We start from the raw sequence: 25095 nt of genomic DNA, 5'->3' as shown, positions 1-25095 counted from the left end.
CACGCTCAACCGACCGGGTCGATCCGGACAGCATCGTGCTGGCCAAGCGTGACGAGGAACGCGTCCACCTCCGCACGGCAGGTCGCCGGGTCGACGTCATATTCGGCGACCAGCGCGTCGCACAGCGATTCGAGCGTGCGCGGCGTTTCGATCAATTCCCAGATTCGGGCGCCGACCTCGGTCAGGCCGAGATAATTGCCCTTCACCGCGCTCATCATCACCAGTTCGTCGCCGACCCTGGCGGCGAGCCAATCGCCGCTGCGATGGATCATTGCTTCGTCTCCGTTTCGGTCTCTGCGAGCGACCGGACATAGCCCAGCCGATCCATCATTTCGCCATGATCGCGTTCGACCCGGGCCGCTTGTTCGGGCGTCAGGTCGTCGCGCCAGTTGCCGGCCGTGCCGCGGCGGAAGAACCGACGGACCTGGCGCGGCGCCTCGCGAAAACCGCTCTCTGCTTCCTGGCGTTGCAATTCGGCGATGGAGGCGAAGGCGATCGCCTGGCGAAGCCGCACCGAATCGATCTCGGCCCCGGCAAAGGCGAGCGCGGCGCGAACGGTAGCCTCGGTATCGGCGAGCATGTCCTCATAGCGCACCAGGTGCACCGGGATGTCCCGCTGATCGAGCCACGACCGGGCAAAGCCGCTCCAGCCGAGCAGGCGCTGCCGGAACTGGCGATCGATCCGGTCGGTGGCGGAATCGAAACAGAAATCCGCGCTGGCCATATAGCCGATCGCGGTGTCGACCGTGCAGCGCATGTGGTTGGCGAACGAGCTGGCGACGTCGCGCGGATCGCGGACGAACAACAAGGCGCCGGCCGCGCCGCGCGCGCCGGCCAGCAGCGGTTCGCCCAGATCGGTCAGCGTGTAGGCGTCATGGGTTTTGACGAACCGTACCGGCAGGCTGAAGTCGGCCCCTGGGCGCTCGCTGGCGGCGTAAGCATAGACCGCGGGGCGCAGCCGGTCGATCTCGTCGCTGGTCAGCAAGGCCGAATCGATCAAGAGGCATTGGTCGAACGGATTGCGTCCGCTGGCGATCGCGTCGGTGCTGTCGATCAGGTTGATGTCGACCGGCGTGTCGCGCTGCGACCACAAATTGGCGACCAGGATGCGGAACCAGGTGTTGCCCGACTTCGGGTAGGAAGCGAGCCAGATCGTCGCAGTCACGGCGTCCCTTCCCCCAGCCCGATCGACGCCCAATGTTCCTGCAATTTGGCGATCGTCGCGGCGACCCGATCGAAACCGAGCGGGCGCTTGAGACGGAAGATGCCCGCGGCGGCGACGATCGCGGCACCTCCCTGGAAATAGGTTTCGCGTTGGTCCAGGCGCCGGACCAGCAGGGGGCGATAGGCATTGGCGGCGAGCAGCTTGGTCGCGTCGACGACATTGGGCCGCTCGATCAGCGGATGCTCCGAATCGCGTATTTCGACCAGCGCATAGATCGCGCCGACCGCGACCGGAGCGTCGCTGGCGATCGCCGGGTCGACATAGAATTTGCGCAGGCGATTGCGCATCGGGTCGCCGCGGCGTCCGGCCAGCCCCAGTTCGGCGATGCTTTTCTCCCACAAGCGCAACTGGCGGCCGTCGGCGTGGATTCGCGGGATGCCGTCCTCGCCCCGCTCGATCGCACATTGATCGTCCGCCACGAGCGGATAGCCGCGCTCGACCAGCGCCGCCGCGAGCGTGGATTTGCCGGCACCAGACACGCCGCAGAACAACACCGCCCTGCCACCGACCAGCACCGCGCTGGCATGGAGCACGAGGTGGTTGCGCTGGTGAAGCAGGATGCCGAACACGCTACCCGACAGGAACACCGCCACATCCTGCGGCTCGGCGGCGTCTTCGGCCTCGAACGCGATCGAGCGGCCGTCCTCGAGCAGGAAGCGGGCGATGTTGGGAATGCGCAGCAGGAACCGGTTGCCCGCGCGCTGCCAGGTCGGACCGATCGCCTCGGCGGCGTCGAGTTGCATCGGCACCGGCAGGCGGCGGATCGTCACGTCGACGGCCTGATCGGGATTCCCGGGGATCAGTCCCGGAAGATCGACCTCACTGGCGACCGCGAGACCCGAGACGCGATACGAATACACCCTGACACCCCCCGGCGACCATGATCAGGGCATACGAAGGACCGGACGGTGGTTCAAGGCGTTAGCGGCGCGCCGCCAGCGCCGCGAGCTGGCGATAGGGGTCGGCGAGATGAGCCGCCGTTACGGCCATCACATGCTCCCCCGCGCTACGCCGCTTGTCCTCCGCGTCGGCTTGGAAGGCGAGCCCTGGGGACTTGGCGTCCCATCGACTCTGCGCGCGGGCCGCCGACAGCGCATCCGCGCCGGCATCGATCCCGAAATGGGGCAGGATGCGCCGTTCGACCGCCTCGGGCAGCTCGGCATAATCGACGAACAGGCCACCGCCGATATCGGCGTGATCGAGGCCGGCCTGCATCACTCGCGCGATCACGCGGGCGACATATTCCTCGGGGGACAAGCCGAGCGGATCGTCGATCGCGAAAACGGCATCGGGCACGACGCCAGGCACGGTTTGCGACCCGCGCATCCGCATTTGCGACGCCATCACTTCGACCGGGTCGCGAAACAGGAACAGCCAGGGCGAATCCGGATAGGCCGCGCGAAACAGGGGAAGCGCCAGGCTGTGCCAGCTATCGGTCTTGAGGACGAAACGGCGCCGATCTCCGAAGCGATCGCGACCGAGCGCCGCGGCCATCCCGCGCAGCAGCGCGACCCGCTGCTCGAACGGCGCTTCGGGATGAGTATGCGCCAATTGAACGACCGCGTCGAACGGTGCCGCTTCGGATACCGCTACCGTGCCCGGCATGGCCGCCAGCATGCGCGATACCAGGGTGGAGCCGCATCGCGACACATGGAAGATGATCGCGTCGGGCGTGGCCGCGGCGTCGGGCGGCGGAGCTTCGGCCAGCAGACCGAGAGGCGTGCAGACCTTCAGCAACGCGTTGATCGGGCGGCGCCGGGCCTTGCGCAGCGAATCTTCGAAAAACGAATCGCGGAGCGGCTCGTCGCCGAAATGGACCCAATCGATCGCGAGCTGCCCCGGCGACGGCACGAGGGCGGCGGGCAGCCAGTTGCGGCCGGGCCAAGCCGTCATCGTCACGTGTTGCCCCGTGAAGCGCTCGATTCCCAGCGGGTCGCGATCGCTGGCGGCGAGGACGGCATCCGGTGTTATGCTGATGCCGGCGGCGCTGGCGGCCTGAGCGGCTGCCGCCGCGAACGCCGGCGCGTCGAGTATGCACGCGAGCCGGTCGGCAAGCGCTTCGTCGGCGAACAGCATCGCACGCAGGCGAGCAAGGGCGTCGGGATCGGTCATCGGGTGCTTGGCAATCACGTGAGAGGAAGAATAGGGTCGACATCGGCCGCCAACGACATGCGGCCTTTGGGGAGCGGTAACCTGACGGAGTGGGCGCAACAACCGGCATTGACGTTGCCCGATCGCGCCAAGCTGCCGCTTGCGTTCGACGTGGCACGATTGCGGGCCGATCTGGCAATTGTCGAAGGGTTCGACTGGACCGATCATTTCGTCCGGCAGAATTACGACGGGCGCTGGGATGTCCTGCCGCTGCGCCACCAGGCCGGGGCGACGCATCCAATCATGCAAGCTTACGTCCCGCCCGACGCGACCGAGTTCGTCGATGCCCCCGTCCTGGCGGCGACACCTTATTTCCGCGAGGTGATGGCGGCGTTCCGTTGCCCACTCAAGGCGGTGCGGCTGATGCGGCTGACTCCGGGTTCGCGGATCAAGGAACATCAGGACCATGACCTCGCCGCCGATTGGGGGCAGGCACGGCTGCATATTCCGATCGTCACCAATCCCGGCGTCACCTTCCAACTCAACCGTGTGCCGGTGACGATGGCGCCGGGCGAGACATGGTATCTGCGGCTGTCCGACCCGCACGCGGTGACCAATGACGGCGACACCGATCGCGTCCATCTGGTGATCGATTGCGAGGCCGACGACTGGCTGATCGGACAGATCGCGGCGTGACGCGAGGCCCGTTCGACCGGCTGCGACTGATCCAGAAGCAGATCAACGAGCGGCCGCGGTTGCGCGAATGGCTGACGCGCTTGCGACACGGTGCGCGCGACGTCGACGTGATGCTGTTCAAGCGCAAGGTCCGGATCAACACGCTGCGCGAGAACGGCTATTACCGCGCCTCGCGGCTGGCGCATGCCAACAGCCTGCTGCGCGACGAGACGCTGGTGATGCAGCGAGTCAGCATGATGCTGGGCGACGGCGTCACCTTCGTCGATGTCGGCGCCAACATCGGTATCTTCTCCTCGGTCATTGCCGATGCGCAGCGGCTGTTCCGCGATTTCCGCGTGATCGCATTCGAAGCCGATCCGGCGACCTATGCACGGCTGCGGGTCAATGCCGAGCGTTTCGGCTTCGAGGCGGTCAATGTCGCGCTGGCGGCCCAGGCGGGCGAACTCGATTTCGCGACCGGCGCGGTGTCGGGCATCGCGACCCGCCGCGATCGCGCCGGGCGCGCGCATATCGCCGGGCGCGGCTTCACGGTCGCCGCGCGCCGGCTCGACAGTTTCGACCTGCCGGGCAGGCTGGTGATCAAGATCGACGTCGAGCAGATGGAATTGGACGTGCTCGAAGGCGCGCGTGGCTTGTTCGAACGCGAGCGCGTCTCGGCGGTCTATCTCGACGAATTCGACGACAAGGCCGCCGTGCTCGATTTCCTGGCAAGCTACGGGTTCGAGCTGCTGGCGCCGCAGCGCCTGACGCCGTTCGCCCCGGGCCGGCGCGCATTACTGGCGGTCAGGCGCACCCGCTGATCCGGATAAGGGCGAAAGCGCTTGTCTTGTGCATCGCGACATGAAAGGAGCCGCGGGATTTTGCGGGAGGAACGGCGCCGATGAACCCGATGAAGCTGGTTCATAAGTATATCAACATGCAGCCGCGGTTCCGCGAGACGCTGATGAAGACGATCTATGGCGACAAGGATGCCGACGTCCTGTTGTTCCAGCGGCCGATCCGGATCAACAGCCTGCTCGAGAACGGCTATTTCCGCGCCTCGCGCATCTCGTCGACCAACAGCCTGTTGCGCGACGAACTGGTGGTGTTTCATCGCATCAACCTGTTCCTGCGCGACAACATGACCTTCGTCGATTGCGGCGGCAATGTCGGGCTGTTCTCGTCATCGGTCGCCGACCTGCGCAAGCTCTACCCCAACTTCAAGGTGGTCGCGTTCGAGGCCAATCCCGACACCTACGAGCGGCTCAGCATCAATGCCGAACGCTACGGGTTCGAGGCGAAGAACGTCGCTCTGGGCGCGGCGCCGGGCGAAGTCGAGTTCGTGCTGGGCGCGGTATCGGGGATCGCGGCGACCGCCGACAAGGCGACCGTCGCGCATATCCCTGGGCGCGGGTTCAAGACCGAATTGAAGCGGCTCGACAGCTTCGAGTTCGAGGGCGATCTGTTCCTCAAGATCGACGTCGAGGGTCAGGAACTCGAAGTGCTCCGGGGGGCGAGCGGGCTGTTCGACGCGGGACGCGTGAAGGCAGCCTATGTCGACGGCTTCGGCAATGCGGCGGTGCCCGAATTCCTGCGCGCGCAGGGGATGGAACTGTACGACCCGATCACGCTCGATCCGTGGAAGCCGGCGGATTACACCTTGCTGGCGGTGAAGAGGGGCTGAGGCGGGCTGCTTCAGGGGAGGCGAGAAAGGCGCCGAACCTCAGACGCCGTGATACTGGCGGTACCACGACACGAAATTCGGCACGCCGACATCGATCGGGGTGGTTGGCGCGAATCCCAGGTCGCGCTCGATCGCGCTGATGTCGGCATAGGTGGCGGGAACGTCGCCGGGCTGCATCGGCTGATAATCGCGGATCGCCTTCACGCCGCAGGCGTCCTCGATCAACTCGATCATCTTGCCCAGCTCTTCGGAGCGATGGTTGCCGATATTGTAGATGGCGTGCGGGGTGCGGCTGCCCCCGGCTTTCTCCTCGCCGTCGTCCTTTGGCGCCGAATCGAGGCACGACAGGACGCCGCTGACGATGTCGTCGATATAGGTGAAGTCGCGGCGCATATCGCCGTTGTTGAACACCGGGATCGGGCGGCCCTCGAGGATCGCCTTGGTGAAGATCCACATCGCCATGTCGGGGCGACCCCATGGCCCATAGACGGTGAAGAACCGCAAGCCGGTCTGCGGCAGCCGGTAGAGGCTGGCATAGGTCTCGCTCATCAATTCGTCGGACTTCTTGGTCGCGGCGTAGAGTGAGAGCGGATGGTCGACGCGATCCTCGACGCGGAACGGCAGCGTGTCGTTGCCGCCATAGACCGACGAGGACGAGGCATAGACGAGATGCTCGACCTTGCGATGGCGCGCGATCTCCATGATGTTGAGATGTCCGACGAGGTTCGACTGGACATAGGCGCGCGGGTTGTCGATCGAATAGCGCACGCCGGCCTGCGCCCCCAGATGAACGATACGGTCGAAGTCCTTGCCGGCAAGCGCCGCCTCGAGCGCTTCATGCTCCGCGAAATCGACCTGAATGAAGTCGAAGCGATTGGTGTTGAGCCCGTCGATCAGCGCGATGCGGTCGCGCTTGAGCTCGACCGAATAGTAATCGTTGAGATTGTCGATTCCGACGACGATGTCGCCGCGCTCGAGCAGTCGCCGAATCACCCAACTGCCGATGAAGCCGGCCGCGCCGGTGACCAGAACCTTCACGATGTTACTACTCCCCAATCGCCACGCGGGCGGTCACTTCCAACGTCACCCCGGCCTTGTGCCGGGGTCCACGGTGCCGCCAGCTCAAACCATTGAGCCGCTAGCTTCACGCGTGCTTCCCGGTGGACCCCGGCACAAGGCCGGGGTGACGGATGGTCACAATGTCCAACGCGCCACACCCGTCAAACCGGGCATTCCATTCTTGATGTCCGCGAACAGCCCATCGGCCGCGACCAATCGGGAGAGCCCGCCGTCCATTTCGAGATAGGCCTGGTGCGGCACCGCCAGCACGACAAGGTCATAAGTCCGGGTCAGCGCGTCGCCGTCGAGGGTGATGCCATATTCGTGCGTCGCCTCGGCCGGGTCGGCCATCGGGTCGTGAACGGTGACGTCGTGGCCAAGGCCGGTGAGGCCCTCGACCAGTTCGGCGACCTTCGAATTGCGCAAGTCGGGGACGTTTTCCTTGAAGGTCAGGCCCAGCACCAAAGCCGATCCCTTCTTGCCGGCGCGGCGGTCGATCTGTCCGGCGATCCAGCCCGACATGCCGTCGTTGGTGCCGCGTCCTGCCAGGATTACGCGCGGGTCGTGCCCCAATTCCTCCGCGAGATGGCTGAGATAATAAGGATCGACGCCGATGCAGTGCCCACCGACCAGCCCGGGCTGGAAGGGCAGGAAATTCCACTTGGTCCTGGCCGCGGCCAGCACGTCCCAGATCGACAGGTCGATCGCGCCGAAGATTCGCGCGATCTCGTTCATGAAGGCGATGTTGATGTCGCGCTGCGCGTTCTCGATCGCCTTGGCGGCTTCGGCGGCCTTGATCGAGGCGGCACGAAACACCCCGGCCGAGGTGACCTTGCCGTAAATCTTTTCGAGCCGGTTGGTGGTCGCTTCGTCCTCGCCGGCGATCACCTTGACGATGCGGTCGACGGTATGCTCGCGATCGCCCGGATTGATCCGTTCGGGCGAATAGCCGAGCGTGAAGTCGCGGCCGCGCGTCAGGCCCGACACCTTCTCGATCTCGGGTCCGCAAATCCCCTCGGTGACGCCGGGATAGACGGTGCTTTCGTAGATGATCGTCGGGCGCTCGGCGGGGTCGATCATTTTGGCGACCATCCGCGTCGCGCCCATCACCGCGCCGAGGTCGGGACGTTTGTCGGCATCGATCGGAGTCGGAACGGTGACGATATAAGCGGTCGCGGGGGGGCAGGCGGCGGGATCGGAGGTATAAGCGAGGTTGGAGCCCGCCAGCGTCGCGGCGTCGATTTCCCCGGTGCGGTCGTGGCCGTCGCGCAACTCGGCGATGCGGCCCGCGTCGATATCGATCCCCCAGACCTCGAAATGGCGGGCCAGTGCGATGGCAAGGGGCAGGCCGACATAGCCCAGGCCGACGACGACAAGCTTCACACAGGCTCCTTCGCAACGCGGGTCGGATGGGCGCCGAAGCGCCGGTTTCCCCCGGACCATCGGCCCTTAGCGGCGAAGCCCGCGATGGCCAAGCTGGCTTGCGCCGCGCCGCTCCGCTAGCGGTAGGGCAATGATCAAGCCGTTAAGCGCCCTGCTCGCCGTAGCGCTGATCGCCGCCGCGCCGCCGCCGGTCGCCGACGACAAGCCGGACGATGTCGTGCGTGTCCTGCACGATCAGGACGTCGAGGTGGCGACGATCGGCTATCGTCTGGTGACCGCCAATGCGGCGCTGTGCCGGCAGCAGATTCGCGAAAGCGGGGTGATGGTCGGTACGCTGGCGCAATATGACGCACCGTATCGCACCTCGGCGGCGCGGGTGCTCGGCATGACGGCGGCACCGACCGTCGCTTTGGTCGTGCCCGGCTCGCCGGCCGATCGCGCCGGGATCAAGGCCGGTGACGTGCTGATCGCGGCCGGCGCGACGCGGTTCGCCGCGTTCCCGCCGAAATCCGCCCGCGCGTCCTTCGCGCCGGTCGCCGCTGCGATGGCGGCGCTCGATTCTGCCCTGGCCGGCGGCAACACCGATCTGACGCTGCAGCGCGGCGGGCAGCCGATCGTCATCGCCTTGGCGGGTGAGGTGGCGTGCCGCGCACGATTCGACGTCGCCGGTGACGACCTCAACGCCACCCAGACCAACAGCATCTGGATCAACGTCTCGCCGCGGCTGATCGATTTCGCCGCCAATTCCGACGGGCTGGCCGCGGTGATGGCGCACGAACTCGCCCATGACGTGCTCGGCCATCGCAAGGGGGAGGGCGGCACCCAGCGGACCAAGGAACTCCAGGCGGACCGCCTGATGCCGTGGTTGATGGTGCGCGCGGGATATGATCCAGCCGCGGCGCCGGCGCTGTGGCGGCGATTCAAGGCGATGCCGTTCGAGGGATTCCTCGCCGACGGCTCGCATCCCGGCTGGCGCGAGCGAATCGCCGTGGTGGACGCCGAACGCGCGCGGATCGCCGCCATCGCGTCCCGTGGCGGCACGATCGTCCCACCAGACGACCTGAAGCCGCGACAGATGTTGCGCTAGGTTAATAGACTTTGACTGCCCTACGGGTGTAACGCCGCGGTGCAATATCAGCGCCGCAGCGACTTGAAGGGGAATATGGTCACATGCTGATGAGCAGGGCCACGGCAGCGACGCGGCCAAGATCGAGCATTTTCGAATCGTTCCGCGTCGAGGCGTTCGCGGTGCTGGTGCTTGCCGTGCTGGTGCCCAGCATGCTGATCAGCCGCCCATTGATTCACGGCAACCCCAATGCAGGAACCTTGCTGGGGCCCGTCGACAACGTCCTCGTCGGCGCCGCGCTGGGCGCGATCGTGGGATTGTTCCTGCTGCGCCGCGTGACCGCTTTCCCCGGAAGCCGCGTGTTCAGCTACATCATCCCGACCTACGCGACGTCCTACGGCCTCGTGTTCGCGGCGTTCTTCTTCCTGCGCCTCGATTACAGCCGCGCCTATCTCGGCGTCTCGTTCGCGCTCGCGGCGATGACGTCCTACGCGATCCACTTCTACCTGATGCGGGCGGCGACCAAGCCCTTCTACATCGTGCCGTTCGGCAAGACCGCCGCCTTGACCGAGCTGCCCAACGTCGAATGGATCCCGATGACCGAGCCGGTGATCCCGCCGGGTGCCGATTCGGTGATCGTCGCCGACCTGCGCTACGATCATGACGACGATTGGGAGCGCATGCTCGCCGAGGCCGCGGTCAATGGTTACGCGGTCTATCACGTCAAGCAGATCCGCGAATCGCTGACCGGGCGGGTGTCGATCGAGCATCTGTCGGAAAACAGCTTCGGGTCGCTGCTCCCCAACCTCGCCTATCGCAAGATGAAGCGCGGTATCGACCTGTTGCTGACGCTAATCGTGCTGCCGGTGCTGATCGTGCCGATGATCCTGGTGGCGCTGCTGGTGAAGCTCGATTCGAAAGGCCCGGCGCTCTTCAAGCAGGAGCGGATGGGCTATCGCGGCCGGCCGTTCATGGTGTGGAAGTTCCGCACGATGCGCGAATGCACCCCGCAGGAAGCCGCACGCGACGGGTTCATCACCAATGACGGCGACGACCGCATCACCCGGCTCGGCCGTTTCCTGCGCCGCACGCGAATCGATGAGCTGCCGCAGATGTGGAACATCATCAAAGGCGAAATGAGCTGGATCGGTCCGCGCCCCGAAGCGGTCGCACTGTCGGATTGGTACGAGCAAGAAATCCCCTTCTATTCCTATCGTCACATCGTGCGGCCGGGGATCAGCGGCTGGGCGCAGGTCAACCAGGGGCATGTCGCCGACCTCGCTTCGGTCCATTACAAGCTCAATTACGACTTTTTCTACATCAAGCACTTCTCGGGCTGGCTCGACTTGCTGATCCTGCTGAAGACGGTCGGAACCGTCTTCAGCGGGTTTGGCGCGAAATAGCCGTCAAACCGACAGTTTCGGATCGCCGTCGATCACGCGCTGGACGAGCTTGGGCCGCTGGCCCGCGGCCCAGCGCTCGGCGCGATGCGACACGCGATAGCGCAAGGGGCCGCCGTCCGGTGTCGTCGCGCGCGCGATCGGACGGACGATGCAGACGAATTCGGTGTCGATCGCGTCGGGGCCGGCGCTGACCACGGCATAGCCATGGCCGGCCATGTCGACGAATTCCAGGTGGGGGGCGACATCGGGATTGGTCAGCGCGCGCGCCTTGTCGATGTCGCCGCTCGCCGCATATTCGAGCGCGCTGCGCACCCCGCGCTTGATCGTCAGGTTGATCGTGTGCTCGGGCGGCGCGCCGGCCGGTTTGCGCACAAATAACGGCAGTACGGCCGAATCCTTGAAATATTCGGCCGCCTCGCCAAGGCCGGGCGCGGAGATCGAGCCGGTGATGAAGCTGATCCCCACGGGATCGAACCCGGCGGGCGGCAAGGCGGGCGCGGCATAGCCGGCCCAGAAGCTGTGGCGGTCGCCCGATACGACGACGAAGCCCGGCACCTTGTTGTCACGAACGGTGTCGTAGATTTCGGCGCGCTCGGCGAACGCCCCGCTGAAATCGCCGCCGCCAAAGGTCCCGAAGCCCTGGCCCGGCCAGGGAGCCTTGATCAAACCGGCAGGCAGGTTCTGCGCGTCGGTGCGCATGTCGAGCGTGCCGTTGGTCGCGCCCCAGATCTTCCAGGTCGCGGTCGACCGCGTCAGCCGATCCTTGAGCCACGCCTTCTGCCTGCCGCCGAGCACGGTGTAGGCGGGGTCGTCCTTGCGGAAATTGGGGATGGTCTTGTCGCCGATCGCGATCGTCGCGGGGGGCTTGCCGCCGTTATATTCCTTGCCGCCGTCGACGATCTCCAGCCATTCTTGCGGGAGAACCGGATAGTCTCCCGAATCGAGTGCCGTCGCCTCGGGCCGGTCGGTCGGGTCCGCCGCCTTGTAGCTGTGGAAATCGGTCAGGATCAGCTCGACGTGTCGACCGTAGCGTAGCGCGCGATAGGCGGTCATGCTGCCGACCGCGATGCGATTGTTGGGCTCGGTGCCGAAACCCCGATCGTCGAACGTCTCGATCGGCGCCTTGGCCACCGCCGGCGGATCGAATCGGTCGAGTCCGGCACCCGATGCCTTGCGGACGCGCGACGGAATATATTCCCACCATGCCTGATTGGCGGCGACGCGCAGCGGCTGCGCCGGCTCGACCTTGCCGCCGTATTTGATGAAGCTCTGCCAGCCCTGCCACGAGAATTCGTGATTGTCGCCGATACACACGAACGGGAAATGCGCCCGCGCGTCCTGGATGTCGGGGTCGTCGATATGAGCGCGGTAGACGTGGCGATAACCGGCCAGGTTGGTCGGCACATGGAAATTGCTCACCTTGCGCGCGTCGGGGATGTGGCCGAGATCATAGACGGTGCGCGAGTAACGATGCGGCACTTCTTCCGGATACTCGACAACTTCGTAAATGAAGTCGCCGAGATGGAGCACGAAGCCGAGCTTGCCGTCGGCGGGTGCGCGCTCGTCTTCCCAGATCATGCGGCGATAGGCGTTCTGCGCGCCTTCGTTGACGCTGTTGCACGACACGAAGGCGAAGCGGACCGGCCGCGGATCGGCGGGGTCCGGCGCGGTGATGGTGCGGCCTAGGCGACTGCCCTGTCCCGTGTCGTCGGTGAAGCGATACCAATAGACGGTCGCAGGCTTGAGGCCGCCGACCAGCGCCCGGCAGGTCCAGTCCGCCTCGGCGAGGATCGGCGCGCGAGCGGTGGCAATGACGCGGCGGAAGGCCTGATCGAGCGCCACCTCGACCGTGAGATCGGCGCGCAATCCCTCCGCGAACGGGCGCCGGGTCCACAGAATGACGCTGCGATGATCGGGATCGCCAGAGGCCACGCCTTGCGGGAAGAGGTCGCGATTCTCCTGCCAACCGACCCGGGAAGCGGCGGCGCGCGTCGCCCACAGGCCGGTGGCGCCGAGCGCCGCGGCCGATGCGAGGAATTCGCGTCGGTCCAGAATCGTCCGTTTCGTCATGCTGCCGCTCCCCCCGTCCAACGTGAATCGAGGCTCGAATGGACGTCATTCGTTCCGCGGCCGGCGCGTCGTCGCAATGGGGCCGGCCCGGTCGTCACCGTCTCGATTCCCCAGCGGACGGAGCAGAGGGTGTGTGGTGCGACCATAACACCAGCCTGAACCCGAAAAACGAATCAGGCAAGGGCGGTGGAAACGCCGCCCGGCTTCAGGCCGACCAGAGGCCCCTTGTGTCGTAGATCGCCTTGCCGGCGCGCCGCTGCGGCGCGACGCCGCGGAACTCATGATGGTCGACCAGCACGACCAGCACGCCGCATTCGTCGAGTGCCTGGTCGAGCGTCGTCTTGACCGCGCCGGTGCCGTCGAACGCCGGGGGCAGGGCATCGACATGCGGCTCGACCACGCGGACGCGGTGGCCATATTCCTTCGCCAGCTCGATCGCGATCTCGAGCGCCGGACTTTCGCGCAAATCGTCGATGTTCGCCTTGAACGACAGGCCGAGGCACGCGATCGCGGCATCGGGATGCGCGTCGGCCAGCGCCGAGGCGCGCGCGACGACATAATGCGCCTTGCCGTCGTTGACTTCGCGCGCGGTGCGGATCAGCCGGGCGTTCTCCGGGTCGCTGTCGACGATGAACCACGGGTCGACCGCGATGCAATGGCCGCCGACGCCGGGGCCCGGCTGGAGGATCTTGACGCGCGGATGGCGATTGGCGAGCCGGATGACTTCCCAAACGTCGAGCCCGAGCGTCTCGCAGACGATTGACAATTCGTTGGCGAAGGCGATGTTGACGTCGCGGAACGAATTCTCGACCAGCTTGCACATTTCCGCCGTGCGCGCGGTCGTTGCGATGCACTCGCCGGCGACGAATCCTTTGTAGAAGGCGACGGCGCGCTCGGCGCAGGCCGGGCTCAGCCCGCCGATCGACCGGTCGTTGCTGACCAGCTCCTCGAGAATCTTGCCCGGCAACACGCGCTCCGGGCAATAAGCGACACAGACGTCCGACGACGCGTCGTCGCCGTCGGGGAAGGTCAGGTCGGGCCGAGCTTCCTTGAGCGCGTCGCGGACCGCCTCCGTCGTGCCCACCGGGCAGGTCGATTCGACGATCACCAGGCTGCCCTTGCGCACCGCCGGGGCGATCGAGCGCGTGGCGGCGAGCACGTATTTGATGTCCGGCGCGTGATCATCGGTGAACGGCGTCGGCACGGCGATGACGAACACGTCGGCCGGCTCGGGTGCCAGCGCTGCGCGCAGCGACCCGGCGTCGACCATGTCGTGGACCAGCGATTCGAGATTGGCTTCCTCGATATGGATGCGGCCGGCGTTGATCGTCTCGACGACCCGCGGGCTGATGTCGATGCCGAGCACCGACGCGCCGCTGCGGGCGATCACCGCGGCGGTAGGCAGGCCGATATAGCCGAGCCCAACGACGCAGACCTTGGTCCCCTCGCTGCTCATGTCAGGCGATCGAATCGAGGACGATGCGGGCGATTCGCTCGCTGCTTCTGCCGTCCCCGAACGGGTTATGGGCGCGGGCCATTGCTTCATAGGCCGCGTTATCGTCGAGCAGTCGTGAAGCTTCGGTAACGATGACCTCCTCGGCATTGCCGACCAGTTTGGCGGTGCCCGCGACGACACCCTCGGGGCGCTCGGTCGTCTCCCGCATCACCAGCACGGGCTTGGCGAGCGCCGGCGCCTCTTCCTGCACGCCGCCACTGTCGGTCATCACGAAATGGCTGAGCGACAGCAAGCGGACGAAATTGGGATAATCGAGCGGGTCGATCATCGCGACATTGTCGATCCCGCCCAGCACCTCGGCCATCGGCGCGCGGACATTGGGATTCGGGTGGACCGGAAAGACCACCGCGACATCGGGCCGTTGCGCGATTCGGCGGACCGCGCGGGCGACCGATACCAGGCCGTCGCCGAAATTTTCCCGGCGGTGTGTCGTTACGGCCACTATGCGCTTGCCGGCGAAGCGCTCGGCAATCGGAGCTATCGTCGCGGCCAGCCCGGCGTCGGCATCCACGCGGGCGCGCGTCTCGATCAGCGCGTCGATGACCGTGTTGCCGGTCACATGAATGCGCTCGGCGGGGACCTTCTCGGCCAGCAGCGCGTCGCGCGCGGTATCGGTCGGGGCGAAATGGAGATCGGCGATGGCGCCGACCACCTTGCGGTTCACCTCTTCGGGCCAGGGATGATAGATGTTGCCGCTGCGCAGACCCGCCTCGACATGCCCAACCGGTATCTTGCGATAATAGGCCGTGAGCGCGCCGACCATGGCGGTGGCGGTGTCGCCCTGGACGATGACGCGATCCGGCCGATCGGCGTCCATCACCTTGCCGAGCTCGGTCAGCAAGCGCGCGGTCAGCGTGTCGAGCGACTGGTTCGGCAGCATCAAGTCGAGATCGTGCTCTGGCGTTATTCTTGCGATTTCAAGAACTTGGTCGAGCATTTCGCGATGCTGGCCGGTGACGCAGACGCGCACGTCGGCGTCGCTGCGGCGGAGCGCATGGACCAATGGGAACAGCTTGATCGCCTCGGGCCGCGTCCCGAAGACCACGAGGATACGGGGACGAGCGTCGGACGGCATGCGAGCCCTTTCCCGGATTGGACGCCGCGAGACAAGCCCCATTCGTCATGTCGGAGATCAAGCGCGCGGCGGAAATCGCGACATCGCCCAAGGACGTCGGATCGTCGCGAATGCGCCAACATCCTTGACCAATCGTCATCAGAATTTAACCTAGGCGATCCAATGGCGATGCGCGGATGCAACGGTTCGGAAAAAATGCTTGCGCGATGCAACAAACCGAACCTTATGGCGTTTGCGAGGTTGTTGGCGTTGGGGCCGAACAGGGGCGGGGACGATCCCGGAACGATCGGCACTATGGTTGACAGTCGGCGCGATTGTGTGGCAAGCGCGTCGAGAAATTGGAACAGATAACCAAGGGAGTTTGCTAATGGTGCTGTTAAAGTCCGCTGTTGCGGCGCTCGCGTCGGTGGCGCTCGCAGCGACCCCGGCGATGGCCCAGTCGGTGCCCGCCAAGGGTACGGTGATGGGCAAGGTCAGCACCGTGCGCGCTGGCGCCGATGCCAAGGACGGCAACCACCTGCGTGGTGGCAGCGGCGGCATCGTCGCGGTCCTGGCCGTGATCGCCATCATTGGTGGCATCATCGCCGCCACCTCGGGTAGCTCGAAGCCGAAGAGCCCGTGATCGGGTTCTAACCAAATATTGCGGGGCGCGAAGTTTCCGGACTTCGCGCCCTTCTTATTTGTACCGATTCCCGGACGACGATCGCGTCGGGCCGGGCTTCTTGTTTCTGGGACGAGCGGCGAATCGCGTCGGGCGTGCAGCGTGGCATCCGACTCGCGTCGGACATTCGTCGTCGCTTTTCGATCCGCGGCCGTTCCACCCGCTTCCAAATCGCTCTAGAGCGGTTCACGGTCCGATTGTATCGGACCAACCGCTGTAGTTTTTTGGTTTGGCGCGATTTCCTGGCCAGCGGGTGATTCCAGCCGCTTCGAAATCGCTCTAGGGCCGATATCCAGCGCGCCGGGAGCGGCGATTGCCCAAAGGAGCGACATGGCCGACGGATCCGAAACCGCCATCAGCTGGCACGATTCGATCGCACCCGCATTTCGCGACGGTTATGTCCGCTCGCCCGGGTTCCGCGACCGCTTGCGCGCCTGGGGCACGTTGATCGAGCGCTATGCCCAGCCCGGCGACCGGGTGATCGATGCCGGATGCGGCGCGGGGACATTGTCGTTCGAAGCGGCCAAGATCGCCTCGCACGTCGACGGGATCGACGGTGCCGAGCGGATGATCGAGCTGGCGCGCGCGACCGCCACCGATCGCGACGTCGGCAATGTTTCGTTCGACGTCGCCTTGTTCGAGACGCTGTCAGAGCGGGCGGGGCAATACGACCTCGCTTTGTGTTCCAGCGTGCTCGAATATCTACCGGATCTCGAGGTCGAGATCGCGCGCCTGACCGCCTTGCTCCGCCCGGGCGGGCGCCTGATCCTGTCGCTGCCCAATGGACGGTCGCGCTATCGCCGTTTCGAAGCACTCGCGTGGCGGCTGACCGGCCGGCCGCGTTATTATCGGCACGTCCGCCACGTGCCGTCCTCGACCGAAGTGCGTGAAATCCTGAAACGGCTGGGCTTCGTCGTGCTCGAGACGATCTATTATGCCGATCCGCCGTTGCCGCGCTTCGTCAATCGGCTGGCCGGAGGGCCGCGCTATCGCAAGACCATGTTTGCCATGGTGGCTTCGCGCGGCTGACGCCGACCCCGACCTTATCGCAACTTGGCGATGTCGAGCCCGTCGACATAGAGCGCCAGCGTGTCGAACGTCGTGTCGCGCGCGATTCCCGACAATGCGAGTTGCTGCTGGTCGCAATTGGCCGGGACGTCGAACTCGACCGCATAACGGCCGAGCTGGCCGGGCAAGGGATTGACCGGAACGGTCCCCAGCACGCCGGTAGCACCTTTGGTCATGCAGACGATCGACCAGTGGAACGTGCCCGCCTCGATCGCATCGTCGGCAAAGGCGCGTCCGCTGAAACGATAATGGCCGGGCGGTAGTACCAGCTCCTGATTGGCGAAGATCGTCTCGCGCTCGCCGGAATAGGAAACGAAGAGCGCGCTGCCCATGCCGGCGGGGCCGGTGCCGCGCTCGGCATAGACGCCGTCGGCGGGATAGAGCCGCCAACCGAACGGAGGGGATGCGTCGAGCCCCGCGAAATCGCCCTCGCGCAGCAATCCCTTGCCGGCGGCTTCGGCGCCCGGCGGCAGCAATGCGACCCATTGCGCGAACAATTGCGCGGGCGACAGGCGATCCGCGCTCTTGATGAAATAGGGGTCGAGTTCGTCCTTGCTCGCGGCGGACCCGATCGCCTTCAGTCGGGTCAGCAAGGCATAGGTTGCATCGGGATAGGGATTGTCGCTGCCCAACCGGGTCAGGAAGGTGCTGCGCCAATAGGGCCGCGTCGCCAGCGTTCGCGCCAGCGGGTCGATGATCCGCGGATCGCGACTGAGCGCGATCAGCGCGGGAATGATCACGGGCCAGTTCTGATCGTCCTGGCGCAGCAGGATGTCGGCTTCGGTCACCGCGGGGGCGACCGCGTTGGTGCGGAAACGATAGTCGAGCAGCCAGGCGTGAGTCAGATAGTCGCGCAACGACAGGCGGGCGGCGAGACCGAGCAGGTTCGCCGCACCCTTCTCGTCATCATTCGAGGCGGTGATGATGCCGATGTTGCGCAGCGCCACCACCTCATAAGGCGAATGTTCAAGGATCCCCTTGCTGTCGGCGGCGAGCTTCGCGGCCGGCGCGCCCAGTTCAACCGTCTTCAACCGCTCGTTGGCGTCGACGCTCAGCGCGTTGGTGTTGGTCGGATCGATCTCGACCGCGATATGGGCCGTCGCCGGGGTGGCCAGCATGAACGCCAGCCCCGACCGCAAGGTGAAGAAACTGCCGACGACCGCAACCGCGAGCACGGCGACCCGAACGGCCACCGTGCCGCGACGCAGGGCTATCACCGCCATGACGCGTCCGCCTTCGGGCTCAGCCCGTCACGCGCTTCATGAAGCCGATGCGCTTGTCGCCGTAATCGTAATTGTAGCCGTAATCATAGCCGATCTTCTTGGCGTCGAACTTGGTCAGCACCGCCCCCAGGATGTTGGCATGGACGTCGGCCAGGCGGCGCAGCGACACGCGGGCGGTGCGGGTGTGCGTGTTGCGCGCGGCGATCACGAACATCGTCGCTTCGGCGTAGCTGGCGATCAGCGGCGCGTCGGCGAGGCCAAGCACCGGCGGACCGTCGACCACGATATGCTCATAGCCCTCGTTGAGCAGGCGCTCGAAGGTTTGCGAGAGATTGGGGCCGGCGAGCAATTCGGCGGGATTGGGCGGGATCGGCCCCGAGCTCATGATCGACAGGCGGTCGACCGGACCCTTGCGGATATAGGTGTCGAGGTCGGTCGCGCCGGCGAGAATGTTGGTCAGCCCGCCCGAATTGGCGAAGCCCATCATCTTGTGCACCGACGGGTTGCGCAGGTCGGCGTCGATCAGGATCGTCTTCTTGCCGAGCGAGGCGAAGTTGCGCGCCACCGCCATTGCGGTCGTCGACTTGCCTTCGGACGGTCGCGAGCTGGTCACGAACAGGACGCGCGGCGCGCCCTTGCTGGTGGTGAGCCTGAGCGCCGTCTGGAGCGACAGATAGGCTTCGGCCAGCGGTGTCTTGCTGTCCTCCAGCAGGTCGATCGAGACATCCGAATCGGGCACGCGCGGGACGCTGCCGAGCAGCGGCACGCCGAGCTTCCGCTCGAGATCGTGCGGCGCGATGATCGATTCGTCGAGCTGTTCGAGGATGAACGCCACCGCGCCGCCGATCAGCGTGCCGAGCAGCAGGCCGAGCAGGATGTTCATCGACGTGCGCGGCGTGACCGGCCCGCCCGAGGGAAGCGCGGTGTCGACCACCGACACGTTGTTGGTGCCGACGCCGCCGGCGATGCCGATCTCCTTGTAGCGCTGGAGCAACGCATCATAGAGCGCGCGGTTGGTGTCGGCGTCGCGCTGCAGCGTGTTGTACTGAACGCTGCGGCTGCGCAGGTCGATCACGCCGTTCTTGAGCTTGTCGACCTGAGCCTGGAGCTCGGACTGGCGCTGCGCCGCCGCCTGGTAGGCGGCACGAAGCGAATCGAGCACCACCGATCCCTGCTTGCCGAGCTGTTTGTCGATTTCCGCGATCTGCTGGCGAAGCGCGACCATCTGCGGATAGTCAGAGCGGAATTGTGCCGACAGCCGCTGGTAATCCGCCTGCAGCTGAGCGCGCTGGCTGCGCAGCGAAACGGTCGTGCTGTCCTGCAGGCTCTCGGGCGAATTCAGTCCACCGCTGTGCTGCGCCTGCTGATAACGCGCCTCTGCCTGGGCGCGGTCGATCTTGGCGGCGTTGAGCGCGTCGTTGAGCGCGCGCAGATCGGTCGATTCGACCGAGGCGCCGTTCGACGGATCCTGGTCCTTGCCCGCGGTGCCGTTCTCGTAATTGATGATCCGCTGCTGGCTCGCATAGGCTACCAGCGCGCGTTCCGACGCTTCGAGTTTCTGGCGCGTGGTCTCGATCTGCTGCTGCAGGAACTGGCGCGCATAGGCGGTGGCCTGGAAGCGGCGGTTGAGATTGGACGCGATGAAGTTCTTGGCGACCGCGTTGACGACCGAGGCCGACAGATTGGGATCCGGGCTGTCGAAGCTGACCTGGACCAGGCTCGATCCGCGGATCGGCTCGATCGTCAGGTGCGCCATGACCAGCCGAGCGGCGGTCAGCTCGCGCCGCTGACGGTCGCCCGACAGCGCGTTCGCCGGCGCCTTGCGGCCGGTATAGCCGTAGAGGAAATTGGGGTTGTCGGCGAGGCGCAGGCTGGCGGCGGTCTGCTCGGCCAACGCCCGGCTGCGCAGCAGCCCGTATTGGGTCTGGTAGAATTCCATTCCCGCGACGTTGGTTTTCGGCTGCGTGTCGCCGTCGTTGACGACCCGCGTCGCCTCGCGGGCGATCTCGATCGACCCGGTCGACCGATACAGCTTCACGGTCGTCGCGTTGATGAATACCGCCGCGAGCACACCCGCGGCGATGATCGCCAGCACGATCCACCGCTGGCGAACCAGTACTTGAAGATACTGGGTGAGCGGGCTTTCCGTCTCCTGCTGTTGCAGGAAATGCTCGAGCGCCAGCCGCGAATCCGCGGCGCCTTCGGCTGCGGGGGCGCCGAGATCGAGCGGGAGGGTATTGGTTGCCAAGAGGGAAGCCTTACTTTCTAGCGATCTGATAGAAGATGCCGATGACCGGCGCTACCGAGATGATGTCCTTGAAGAGCTGACGCGCCGAATTGTTGCCGATCACGATCACGTCATTGCCGTAAATCTCGGGATCGGGCGTCCGTGCGCCGCGGATATCCTTGATGTTGAAGCGGGCGACCATCTTCTGGCCGTTGATCGTACGGAACACGACCGCTTCGCTCAGGCGAGCATAATCGGACGGGCCGCCGGCGGCGGCAACCATGCGGATCAATGTGGTGCGGCCGACGACCGGATACTGGCCGGGGCGCACGACGCTGCCTTCGACCGTGACCGACGCGCTGACTGCTTCGGTGACGGTGACCGACACCTGGGGATTGCGCACATAGCGCTGGTTGAGCGCGGCGGCGATCTTGGTCGACAGTGAATTGGGAGTCTCGCCGATCGCCGACACCTGACCGATCAACGGCATGGTGAGGTTACCCGAGCCATCGACCTGACCGTTGGTGGTGAGATCCGGAACGCCGAAGACGGTCACGGTCAGCTTGTCGAGCGGCCCGATGCGATAGTCGGCCTGGTCGCGCGTCATATCCCGCACCGACGGTACGGGAAGCTGCGCCTCGGGGGTGGCGGCGGCAGCGCTCTCGGGTTTGTAATTGGGGCCCGAGCAGGCGCTCAGGCCAGCCGCGAGGGCGCACGCTACGATAAGCTTACGAGTAATGATCGCCTCCCTGCGCCGCGAGTCCGCGGTCGATTGCACTGACGGGTACCACATCCTGATTTTGCCCATATACCCCAAAACCGTCTTCGCCCAAATCGCGGTCGGACCGGCGTCGCCGGCTCGACTGGCCATCCTGCGGCGCCGTCAGGAACGCCGCCAGGAAGCCGAACACGCAGGCGATGGTGCCGGTCCGCATCGGATAGTCGCCCATGCCGTGCGCCGCGATCATCGCCAGGAACAATGCCGCGGTCGCCTGCTGCCGGCGCATTCGCGAAGATTCGTCGCCCTTGTACCAGATCCGCACCACGCGGATCGCAAACCAGATCAGGAACGCCAGGATCAGCAGCAGGCCGATCAGTCCGCCCTCGATCGCGACCTGCAGATAATCCTGATGCGCCTGGTTCCAGTAGCCGAAGCTCAGCGCGCTGGCGTGTTCATAGGATTTGAACACCGGCTCGAAGGTGCCGAGACCCGATCCGAACGGGAAGAAATCGTGCGCGACATGGATGAATTGCGGGATCAGGCCGATCCGCTCCTGCGTGCCGTCCTCGATCCGGAAGCGATCCGACAGCACGCGGCCGCTGAGCACCAGCCCCAGTCCCGCGGCCAGCGCCAGCGTCACCACCGTCGCACCGCCCAGGACGTAGCGACGCCGCAATCCGATACGCTCCAGCGGCAGCATGGCGAGGCCGCCGAGCAGGGCGACGACCGAGAAGATCGCCCCCGCGCGCGAACTGGTCCCGGCGATGCCGAACAGCAGCACGCAGATCGCGAGGCCGCAGACGACCGCGGCCGGCGCGATGATCCGCCCGGTCACCGTCATCGAATCGGCCAGCCAGGCAAGCGCGATGACGATCGCGCCGGCCAGAAAAAGGCCGAGATGGTTGGCGTTGGAAAAGAAACCGACGCTCGAATCGGCATTGGTGACCGAATAGAAATAGAGCGGGCTGTCAGCGCCCAGGCTGAGCTGGATCAGGCCGAGCACCGCGCTGATCAGCGCGAAGGCGAGCATCGCACGCAGCACGATCGCACGGCCGGGAAAATCGAGATGCGCGCCGAGCAGCCAGGCGGCGAACGGCACGAACAGGGCGAGCAGGAAGTCGAGCGTGCGGCTAGGCGACAGGCTGATCGGCAACCACGGCTTGTCGCCGAGCGCCGTATAGACCTGTTGTGCGAGACCACGGCCGGGAAGCGCGGTCCACACCGACCAGGGTAACGGGATGAGCTGCACCAGCGGCAAGGCGAACAACGCCGCCCAGAAGATCAGCGCGCCGCGCTCGACCCGGATCGACGAGCGGTTGCGCGGCCAGAACAGATAGACGATCGCCACCAGCGCGGCGAGCCGGGGCAGGATCGTCGTCCCGACCTCATAACGCGACGCGCCGCCGAACAGCACCGCTACGGTCAGCAGCGCGAGCGCCGCGTAAAGCGTCTGCGGCCTGTTGGTACTGAACGGATTGGGCAAACGTCCTCCGGCTCGGTCGTCTTGTCGTTGCGCGGGCCAGGCCCGCGAAGCAGAGGCCCTAGCGGCTGGCGTCGCCGCTGCCAAGCTTGGTGCGGCGCAACAACCGGGGCTTGCTTTTGACCGCACGACGGTTACCCGGGCGGGGCCATTCGTCATTGGCGGCGTCAGCGTGAAAGAGGGGTCAGGAGTTGAGCGGCAAGAAAGCGGTCATCACCGGGATCACTGGCCAGGACGGCGCCTATCTGGCGGAGCTGCTGCTCGCCAAGGGGTATGAAGTGCATGGCCTGCGTCGCCGTGCCTCGTCGTTCAACACCAGCCGGATCGACCATCTCTACGACGATCCGCACGTCGAGGGCGTGCGGCTGTTCCTGCATTATTCGGACATGACCGACGCGACCAATATCAGCCGTGTCATCGCCGAGATCGAGCCTGACGAAGTCTACAATCTCGCCGCGCAGAGCCATGTCGCGGTCAGCTTCGAGACGCCCGAATACACCGCCAATGCCGACGGCGTCGGCGTCGCGCGCGTGCTCGAGGCGATTCGCGTCGCCGGGCTGGTCGACAAGACGCGCTTCTATCAGGCGTCGACCTCCGAATTGTTCGGCAAGGTGCGCGAAGTGCCGCAGACCGAGAACACGCCTTTCTATCCGCGCAGTCCTTATGCGGTGGCCAAGCTCTACGGCTATTGGATCACGGTCAATTATCGCGAGGCGTACGGCATGCACGCCTCCAACGGCATCCTGTTCAACCATGAGAGCCCGCTGCGCGGCGAGACCTTCGTCACGCGCAAGATCACCCGCGCGGTGGCGGCGATCCGCCATGGACATCAGGACACGCTCTATCTCGGCAATCTCGACGCGCAGCGTGATTGGGGCCACGCCCGCGATTATGTCGAGGGGATGTGGCGCATCCTGCAACAGCCCGAGGGCGACGATTACGTGCTCGCGACCGGCGAGACGCATAGCGTGCGCAGCTTCGTCGAGCGCGCTTTCGCGGTCGCCGGCATGACCGTCGCCTGGGAAGGCGAGGGCGTCGAGGAGATCGGCCGTTGCACCGACACCGGGCGCGTGCTGGTTCGGATCGATCCCCGCTATTTCCGCCCGACCGAGGTCGATCTGCTGATCGGGGACGCCTCCAAGGCGAAGCGCGTGCTCGGTTGGTCGCCGACCACGACGATCGACGCATTGATCACGGAGATGGTCGAGGCCGACCTGCGTCAGGCGGCGGGGCAGAGCAACCGGGGCAGCGCCTGATGGCGACCGCGCCGCGCGGGCGGCGGGTGCTGATGCTCCTGACCGACGCCTGGGGCGGGCATGGCGGCATCGCGCTCTACAATCGCGATGTGATCGAGGCGATGTGCCTCGACCCGACGATCGCGCAGGTGGTGGCGCTGCCGCGCGTCGCGAAATTGCCATTGACCGCCGATTTGCCGGCCAAGCTGGATTTCGACCTTTCGGCCCTCGGCGGGTTCGGCGCCTATGTCCGCGCGGTGATGCGCGCGATGCGACGCGGGCGCTATGACCTGGTCTATTGCGCGCACCTCAACCTGCTGCCGCTGGCGCGCGTCGTGGCGACGTTGCTGGGCAAGCCGCTGGTCCTCGCGATCTACGGCATCGACGCCTGGGAGCCGAGCAAGCGCGGCTGGTCGCGGCGGTTGGCGCGCTCGGCCGATCACGTCATGTCGATCAGCCAGGTCACGCTCGACCGCTTCCGCTCCTGGGCGCCTTATGCCGACGCCGCAACCACCTTGATGCCCAACGCGATCCATCTCGACGAGTTCGCGGTCGGCCCCAAAGATGCCGGGCTCGAGGCGCGCTACCGCCTCCAGGGACGCAAGGTGCTGATGACCTTCGGCCGGCTGGCCGGAAGCGAGCGCTACAAGGGATTCGACGCGGTGCTCGACGCGCTTCCCGCGATCGTCGCACGGCGCCCGGACGTCAGCTACGTCATCGCCGGCGACGGCAGCGATCGCGGCCGGCTAGAGGACAAGGTGCGCGACATGGGCCTTGCCGACCATGTCGTCTTCACCGGAATGGTGCCCGAGGAAGAGAAGGCCGAGCATTACCGGCTCGCCGACGTTTATGTCATGCCGAGCCGCGGCGAAGGGTTCGGCTTCGTCCTGCTCGAGGCGATGGCGTGCGGCATCCCGTCGATCGGCAGCACCCGCGACGGCACGCGCGAGGCGATGCGCGAAGGATTGCTCGGTCCGATCGTCGATCCGCTCGACGAACGGGCGGTGGTCGACGCGGTGATCGCCAGCCTGGACCGCCCCCGCGCCGTTCCCGAGGGGCTCGACTATTTCGCCTTTCCGGCCTTCGCCCAGCGGCTCGCGGCGATGACCGGTGCGCTGATGGCGCGAGCATGACGGCCCGGTCGGCGCTGATCTGGGGCGTCGGCGGGCAGGACGGCGCCTATCTCGCGCGCTTGCTGCTCGACAAGGGCTATCGCGTCCACGGCACTAGCCG

At 65.9% G+C, this 25095-nt stretch carries 22 protein-coding genes; 9 read left to right on the top strand and 13 right to left on the bottom strand.

Going from position 1 to position 25095, the window contains the following annotated elements:
• Nucleotides 1–5: 5 nt before the first annotated feature.
• From ACTHJR_RS02360 to ACTHJR_RS02345, 4 genes are all read right to left on the bottom strand, one after another.
• Nucleotides 6–272 (bottom strand): PqqD family peptide modification chaperone, encoded by a 267-nt coding sequence (locus ACTHJR_RS02360; RefSeq protein ID WP_440521464.1) that lies wholly within the window; start codon nt 270–272, stop codon nt 6–8.
• Nucleotides 269–1165 carry a sulfotransferase domain-containing protein gene (locus ACTHJR_RS02355; protein ID WP_440521463.1) on the bottom strand — a complete coding sequence of 299 codons (897 nt, stop codon included), beginning with the start codon at nt 1163–1165 and terminating at the stop codon, nt 269–271. Before ACTHJR_RS02355 ends, ACTHJR_RS02360 begins: the two co-directional genes overlap by 4 nt.
• Nucleotides 1162–2085: an HPr kinase/phosphorylase gene (locus tag ACTHJR_RS02350; protein WP_440521462.1), complete on the bottom strand. Its 924-nt coding sequence runs from the start codon at nt 2083–2085 to the stop codon at nt 1162–1164. The genes ACTHJR_RS02355 and ACTHJR_RS02350 overlap by 4 nt, the downstream gene beginning before the upstream one ends.
• A gap of 61 nt (nt 2086–2146) precedes the next feature.
• A complete protein-coding gene (locus ACTHJR_RS02345) occupies nt 2147–3337 on the bottom strand; it encodes a sulfotransferase (protein WP_440521460.1) in 1191 nt (396 codons plus the stop codon).
• A 108-nt stretch (nt 3338–3445) separates the two neighbouring features.
• Between ACTHJR_RS02345 and ACTHJR_RS02340 the strand changes: the two genes are divergently transcribed.
• The 3 genes from ACTHJR_RS02340 to ACTHJR_RS02330 all read left to right on the top strand — a co-directional run bounded on the left by ACTHJR_RS02340 (nt 3446) and on the right by ACTHJR_RS02330 (nt 5675).
• Nucleotides 3446–4012 (top strand): aspartyl/asparaginyl beta-hydroxylase domain-containing protein, encoded by a 567-nt coding sequence (locus tag ACTHJR_RS02340; RefSeq protein ID WP_440521459.1) that lies wholly within the window; start codon nt 3446–3448, stop codon nt 4010–4012.
• On the top strand, nt 4009–4812 hold the full coding sequence (locus tag ACTHJR_RS02335; RefSeq protein ID WP_440521458.1) for an FkbM family methyltransferase: 804 nt from the start codon (nt 4009–4011) through the stop codon (nt 4810–4812). Before ACTHJR_RS02340 ends, ACTHJR_RS02335 begins: the two co-directional genes overlap by 4 nt.
• A gap of 80 nt (nt 4813–4892) precedes the next feature.
• Complete coding sequence (locus ACTHJR_RS02330) at nt 4893–5675, top strand: FkbM family methyltransferase (protein WP_440521457.1); 783 nt, start codon at nt 4893–4895, stop codon at nt 5673–5675.
• 39 nt (nt 5676–5714) lie between these two features.
• Here the strand turns inward: ACTHJR_RS02330 and ACTHJR_RS02325 are convergent, their stop codons facing one another.
• Entirely contained in the window at nt 5715–6713 is a 999-nt protein-coding gene (locus ACTHJR_RS02325) for an NAD-dependent epimerase/dehydratase family protein (RefSeq protein WP_440521456.1), read from the bottom strand.
• Nucleotides 6714–6869: 156 nt separating this feature from the next.
• On the bottom strand, nt 6870–8117 hold the full coding sequence (locus tag ACTHJR_RS02320) for a nucleotide sugar dehydrogenase (RefSeq protein WP_440521455.1): 1248 nt from the start codon (nt 8115–8117) through the stop codon (nt 6870–6872).
• 130 nt (nt 8118–8247) lie between these two features.
• On the opposite strand from ACTHJR_RS02320, the gene ACTHJR_RS02315 reads away from it, so the two are divergent.
• Nucleotides 8248–9204 carry a M48 family metalloprotease gene (locus ACTHJR_RS02315; protein ID WP_440521454.1) on the top strand — a complete coding sequence of 319 codons (957 nt, stop codon included), beginning with the start codon at nt 8248–8250 and terminating at the stop codon, nt 9202–9204.
• Nucleotides 9205–9287: 83 nt separating this feature from the next.
• Nucleotides 9288–10586 carry a sugar transferase gene (locus ACTHJR_RS02310; protein ID WP_440521453.1) on the top strand — a complete coding sequence of 433 codons (1299 nt, stop codon included), beginning with the start codon at nt 9288–9290 and terminating at the stop codon, nt 10584–10586.
• Between the two features lie 3 nt (nt 10587–10589).
• On the opposite strand, the gene ACTHJR_RS02305 is transcribed toward ACTHJR_RS02310, so the two are convergent.
• From ACTHJR_RS02305 to wecB, 3 genes are all read right to left on the bottom strand, one after another.
• Nucleotides 10590–12656: an alkaline phosphatase D family protein gene (locus tag ACTHJR_RS02305; protein ID WP_440521452.1), complete on the bottom strand. Its 2067-nt coding sequence runs from the start codon at nt 12654–12656 to the stop codon at nt 10590–10592.
• A gap of 205 nt (nt 12657–12861) precedes the next feature.
• Nucleotides 12862–14112, bottom strand: coding sequence for a UDP-N-acetyl-D-mannosamine dehydrogenase (gene wecC, locus ACTHJR_RS02300; RefSeq protein WP_440521451.1), 1251 nt, complete (start codon nt 14110–14112; stop codon nt 12862–12864).
• 1 nt (nt 14113) lies between these two features.
• On the bottom strand, nt 14114–15247 hold the full coding sequence (gene wecB, locus ACTHJR_RS02295; RefSeq protein WP_440521450.1) for a non-hydrolyzing UDP-N-acetylglucosamine 2-epimerase: 1134 nt from the start codon (nt 15245–15247) through the stop codon (nt 14114–14116).
• A gap of 367 nt (nt 15248–15614) precedes the next feature.
• Between wecB and ACTHJR_RS02290 the strand changes: the two genes are divergently transcribed.
• Together ACTHJR_RS02290 and ACTHJR_RS02285 are read left to right on the top strand one after the other, a co-directional pair.
• A complete protein-coding gene (locus ACTHJR_RS02290) occupies nt 15615–15869 on the top strand; it encodes a hypothetical protein (RefSeq protein ID WP_440521449.1) in 255 nt (84 codons plus the stop codon).
• A gap of 369 nt (nt 15870–16238) precedes the next feature.
• Nucleotides 16239–16937, top strand: coding sequence for a class I SAM-dependent methyltransferase (locus tag ACTHJR_RS02285; RefSeq protein WP_440521447.1), 699 nt, complete (start codon nt 16239–16241; stop codon nt 16935–16937).
• Between the two features lie 14 nt (nt 16938–16951).
• On the opposite strand, the gene ACTHJR_RS02280 is transcribed toward ACTHJR_RS02285, so the two are convergent.
• The 4 genes from ACTHJR_RS02280 to ACTHJR_RS02265 form a co-directional block, all read right to left on the bottom strand.
• The gene (locus ACTHJR_RS02280; RefSeq protein WP_440521446.1) at nt 16952–18199 is read right to left on the bottom strand and encodes a hypothetical protein; all 1248 of its coding nucleotides are present in this window, start codon (nt 18197–18199) and stop codon (nt 16952–16954) included.
• Between the two features lie 19 nt (nt 18200–18218).
• Nucleotides 18219–20447: a GumC family protein gene (locus ACTHJR_RS02275; protein WP_440521444.1), complete on the bottom strand. Its 2229-nt coding sequence runs from the start codon at nt 20445–20447 to the stop codon at nt 18219–18221.
• A gap of 10 nt (nt 20448–20457) precedes the next feature.
• Nucleotides 20458–21033 carry a polysaccharide biosynthesis/export family protein gene (locus ACTHJR_RS02270; protein WP_440521443.1) on the bottom strand — a complete coding sequence of 192 codons (576 nt, stop codon included), beginning with the start codon at nt 21031–21033 and terminating at the stop codon, nt 20458–20460.
• Between the two features lie 121 nt (nt 21034–21154).
• The gene (locus ACTHJR_RS02265; RefSeq protein ID WP_440521442.1) at nt 21155–22630 is read right to left on the bottom strand and encodes an O-antigen ligase family protein; all 1476 of its coding nucleotides are present in this window, start codon (nt 22628–22630) and stop codon (nt 21155–21157) included.
• A 188-nt stretch (nt 22631–22818) separates the two neighbouring features.
• Between ACTHJR_RS02265 and gmd the strand changes: the two genes are divergently transcribed.
• Nucleotides 22819–23883, top strand: coding sequence for a GDP-mannose 4,6-dehydratase (gene gmd, locus ACTHJR_RS02260; protein WP_440521441.1), 1065 nt, complete (start codon nt 22819–22821; stop codon nt 23881–23883).
• Complete coding sequence (locus tag ACTHJR_RS02255) at nt 23883–24995, top strand: glycosyltransferase family 4 protein (protein WP_440521440.1); 1113 nt, start codon at nt 23883–23885, stop codon at nt 24993–24995. The genes gmd and ACTHJR_RS02255 overlap by 1 nt, the downstream gene beginning before the upstream one ends.
• Nucleotides 24996–25095 lie beyond the last annotated feature (100 nt).

It is taken from the genome of Sphingomonas sp. (assembly GCF_051962185.1).
Classification (GTDB): domain Bacteria; phylum Pseudomonadota; class Alphaproteobacteria; order Sphingomonadales; family Sphingomonadaceae; genus Sphingomonas.
The sequence above is the reverse complement of the archived record's forward strand: the minus strand, read 5'-3'. Positions and strand labels throughout refer to the sequence as shown.

Excerpts from the sequence above, each read along its gene's own strand:
- ACTHJR_RS02360 (WP_440521464.1), bottom strand. The coding sequence starts at position 272 with ATGATCCATCGCAGCGGCGATTGGCTCGCCGCCAGGGTCGGCGACGAA.
- ACTHJR_RS02345 (WP_440521460.1), bottom strand. The coding sequence starts at position 3,337 with ATGACCGATCCCGACGCCCTTGCTCGCCTGCGTGCGATGCTGTTCGCC.
- ACTHJR_RS02330 (WP_440521457.1), top strand. The coding sequence starts at position 4,893 with ATGAACCCGATGAAGCTGGTTCATAAGTATATCAACATGCAGCCGCGG.
- ACTHJR_RS02315 (WP_440521454.1), top strand. The coding sequence starts at position 8,248 with ATGATCAAGCCGTTAAGCGCCCTGCTCGCCGTAGCGCTGATCGCCGCC.
- ACTHJR_RS02310 (WP_440521453.1), top strand. The coding sequence starts at position 9,288 with ATGCTGATGAGCAGGGCCACGGCAGCGACGCGGCCAAGATCGAGCATT.
- ACTHJR_RS02305 (WP_440521452.1), bottom strand. The coding sequence starts at position 12,656 with ATGACGAAACGGACGATTCTGGACCGACGCGAATTCCTCGCATCGGCC.
- wecC (WP_440521451.1), bottom strand. The coding sequence starts at position 14,112 with ATGAGCAGCGAGGGGACCAAGGTCTGCGTCGTTGGGCTCGGCTATATC.
- wecB (WP_440521450.1), bottom strand. The coding sequence starts at position 15,247 with ATGCCGTCCGACGCTCGTCCCCGTATCCTCGTGGTCTTCGGGACGCGG.
- ACTHJR_RS02290 (WP_440521449.1), top strand. The coding sequence starts at position 15,615 with ATGGTGCTGTTAAAGTCCGCTGTTGCGGCGCTCGCGTCGGTGGCGCTC.
- ACTHJR_RS02285 (WP_440521447.1), top strand. The coding sequence starts at position 16,239 with ATGGCCGACGGATCCGAAACCGCCATCAGCTGGCACGATTCGATCGCA.
- ACTHJR_RS02280 (WP_440521446.1), bottom strand. The coding sequence starts at position 18,199 with ATGGCGGTGATAGCCCTGCGTCGCGGCACGGTGGCCGTTCGGGTCGCC.
- ACTHJR_RS02270 (WP_440521443.1), bottom strand. The coding sequence starts at position 21,033 with ATGACGCGCGACCAGGCCGACTATCGCATCGGGCCGCTCGACAAGCTG.
- ACTHJR_RS02255 (WP_440521440.1), top strand. The coding sequence starts at position 23,883 with ATGGCGACCGCGCCGCGCGGGCGGCGGGTGCTGATGCTCCTGACCGAC.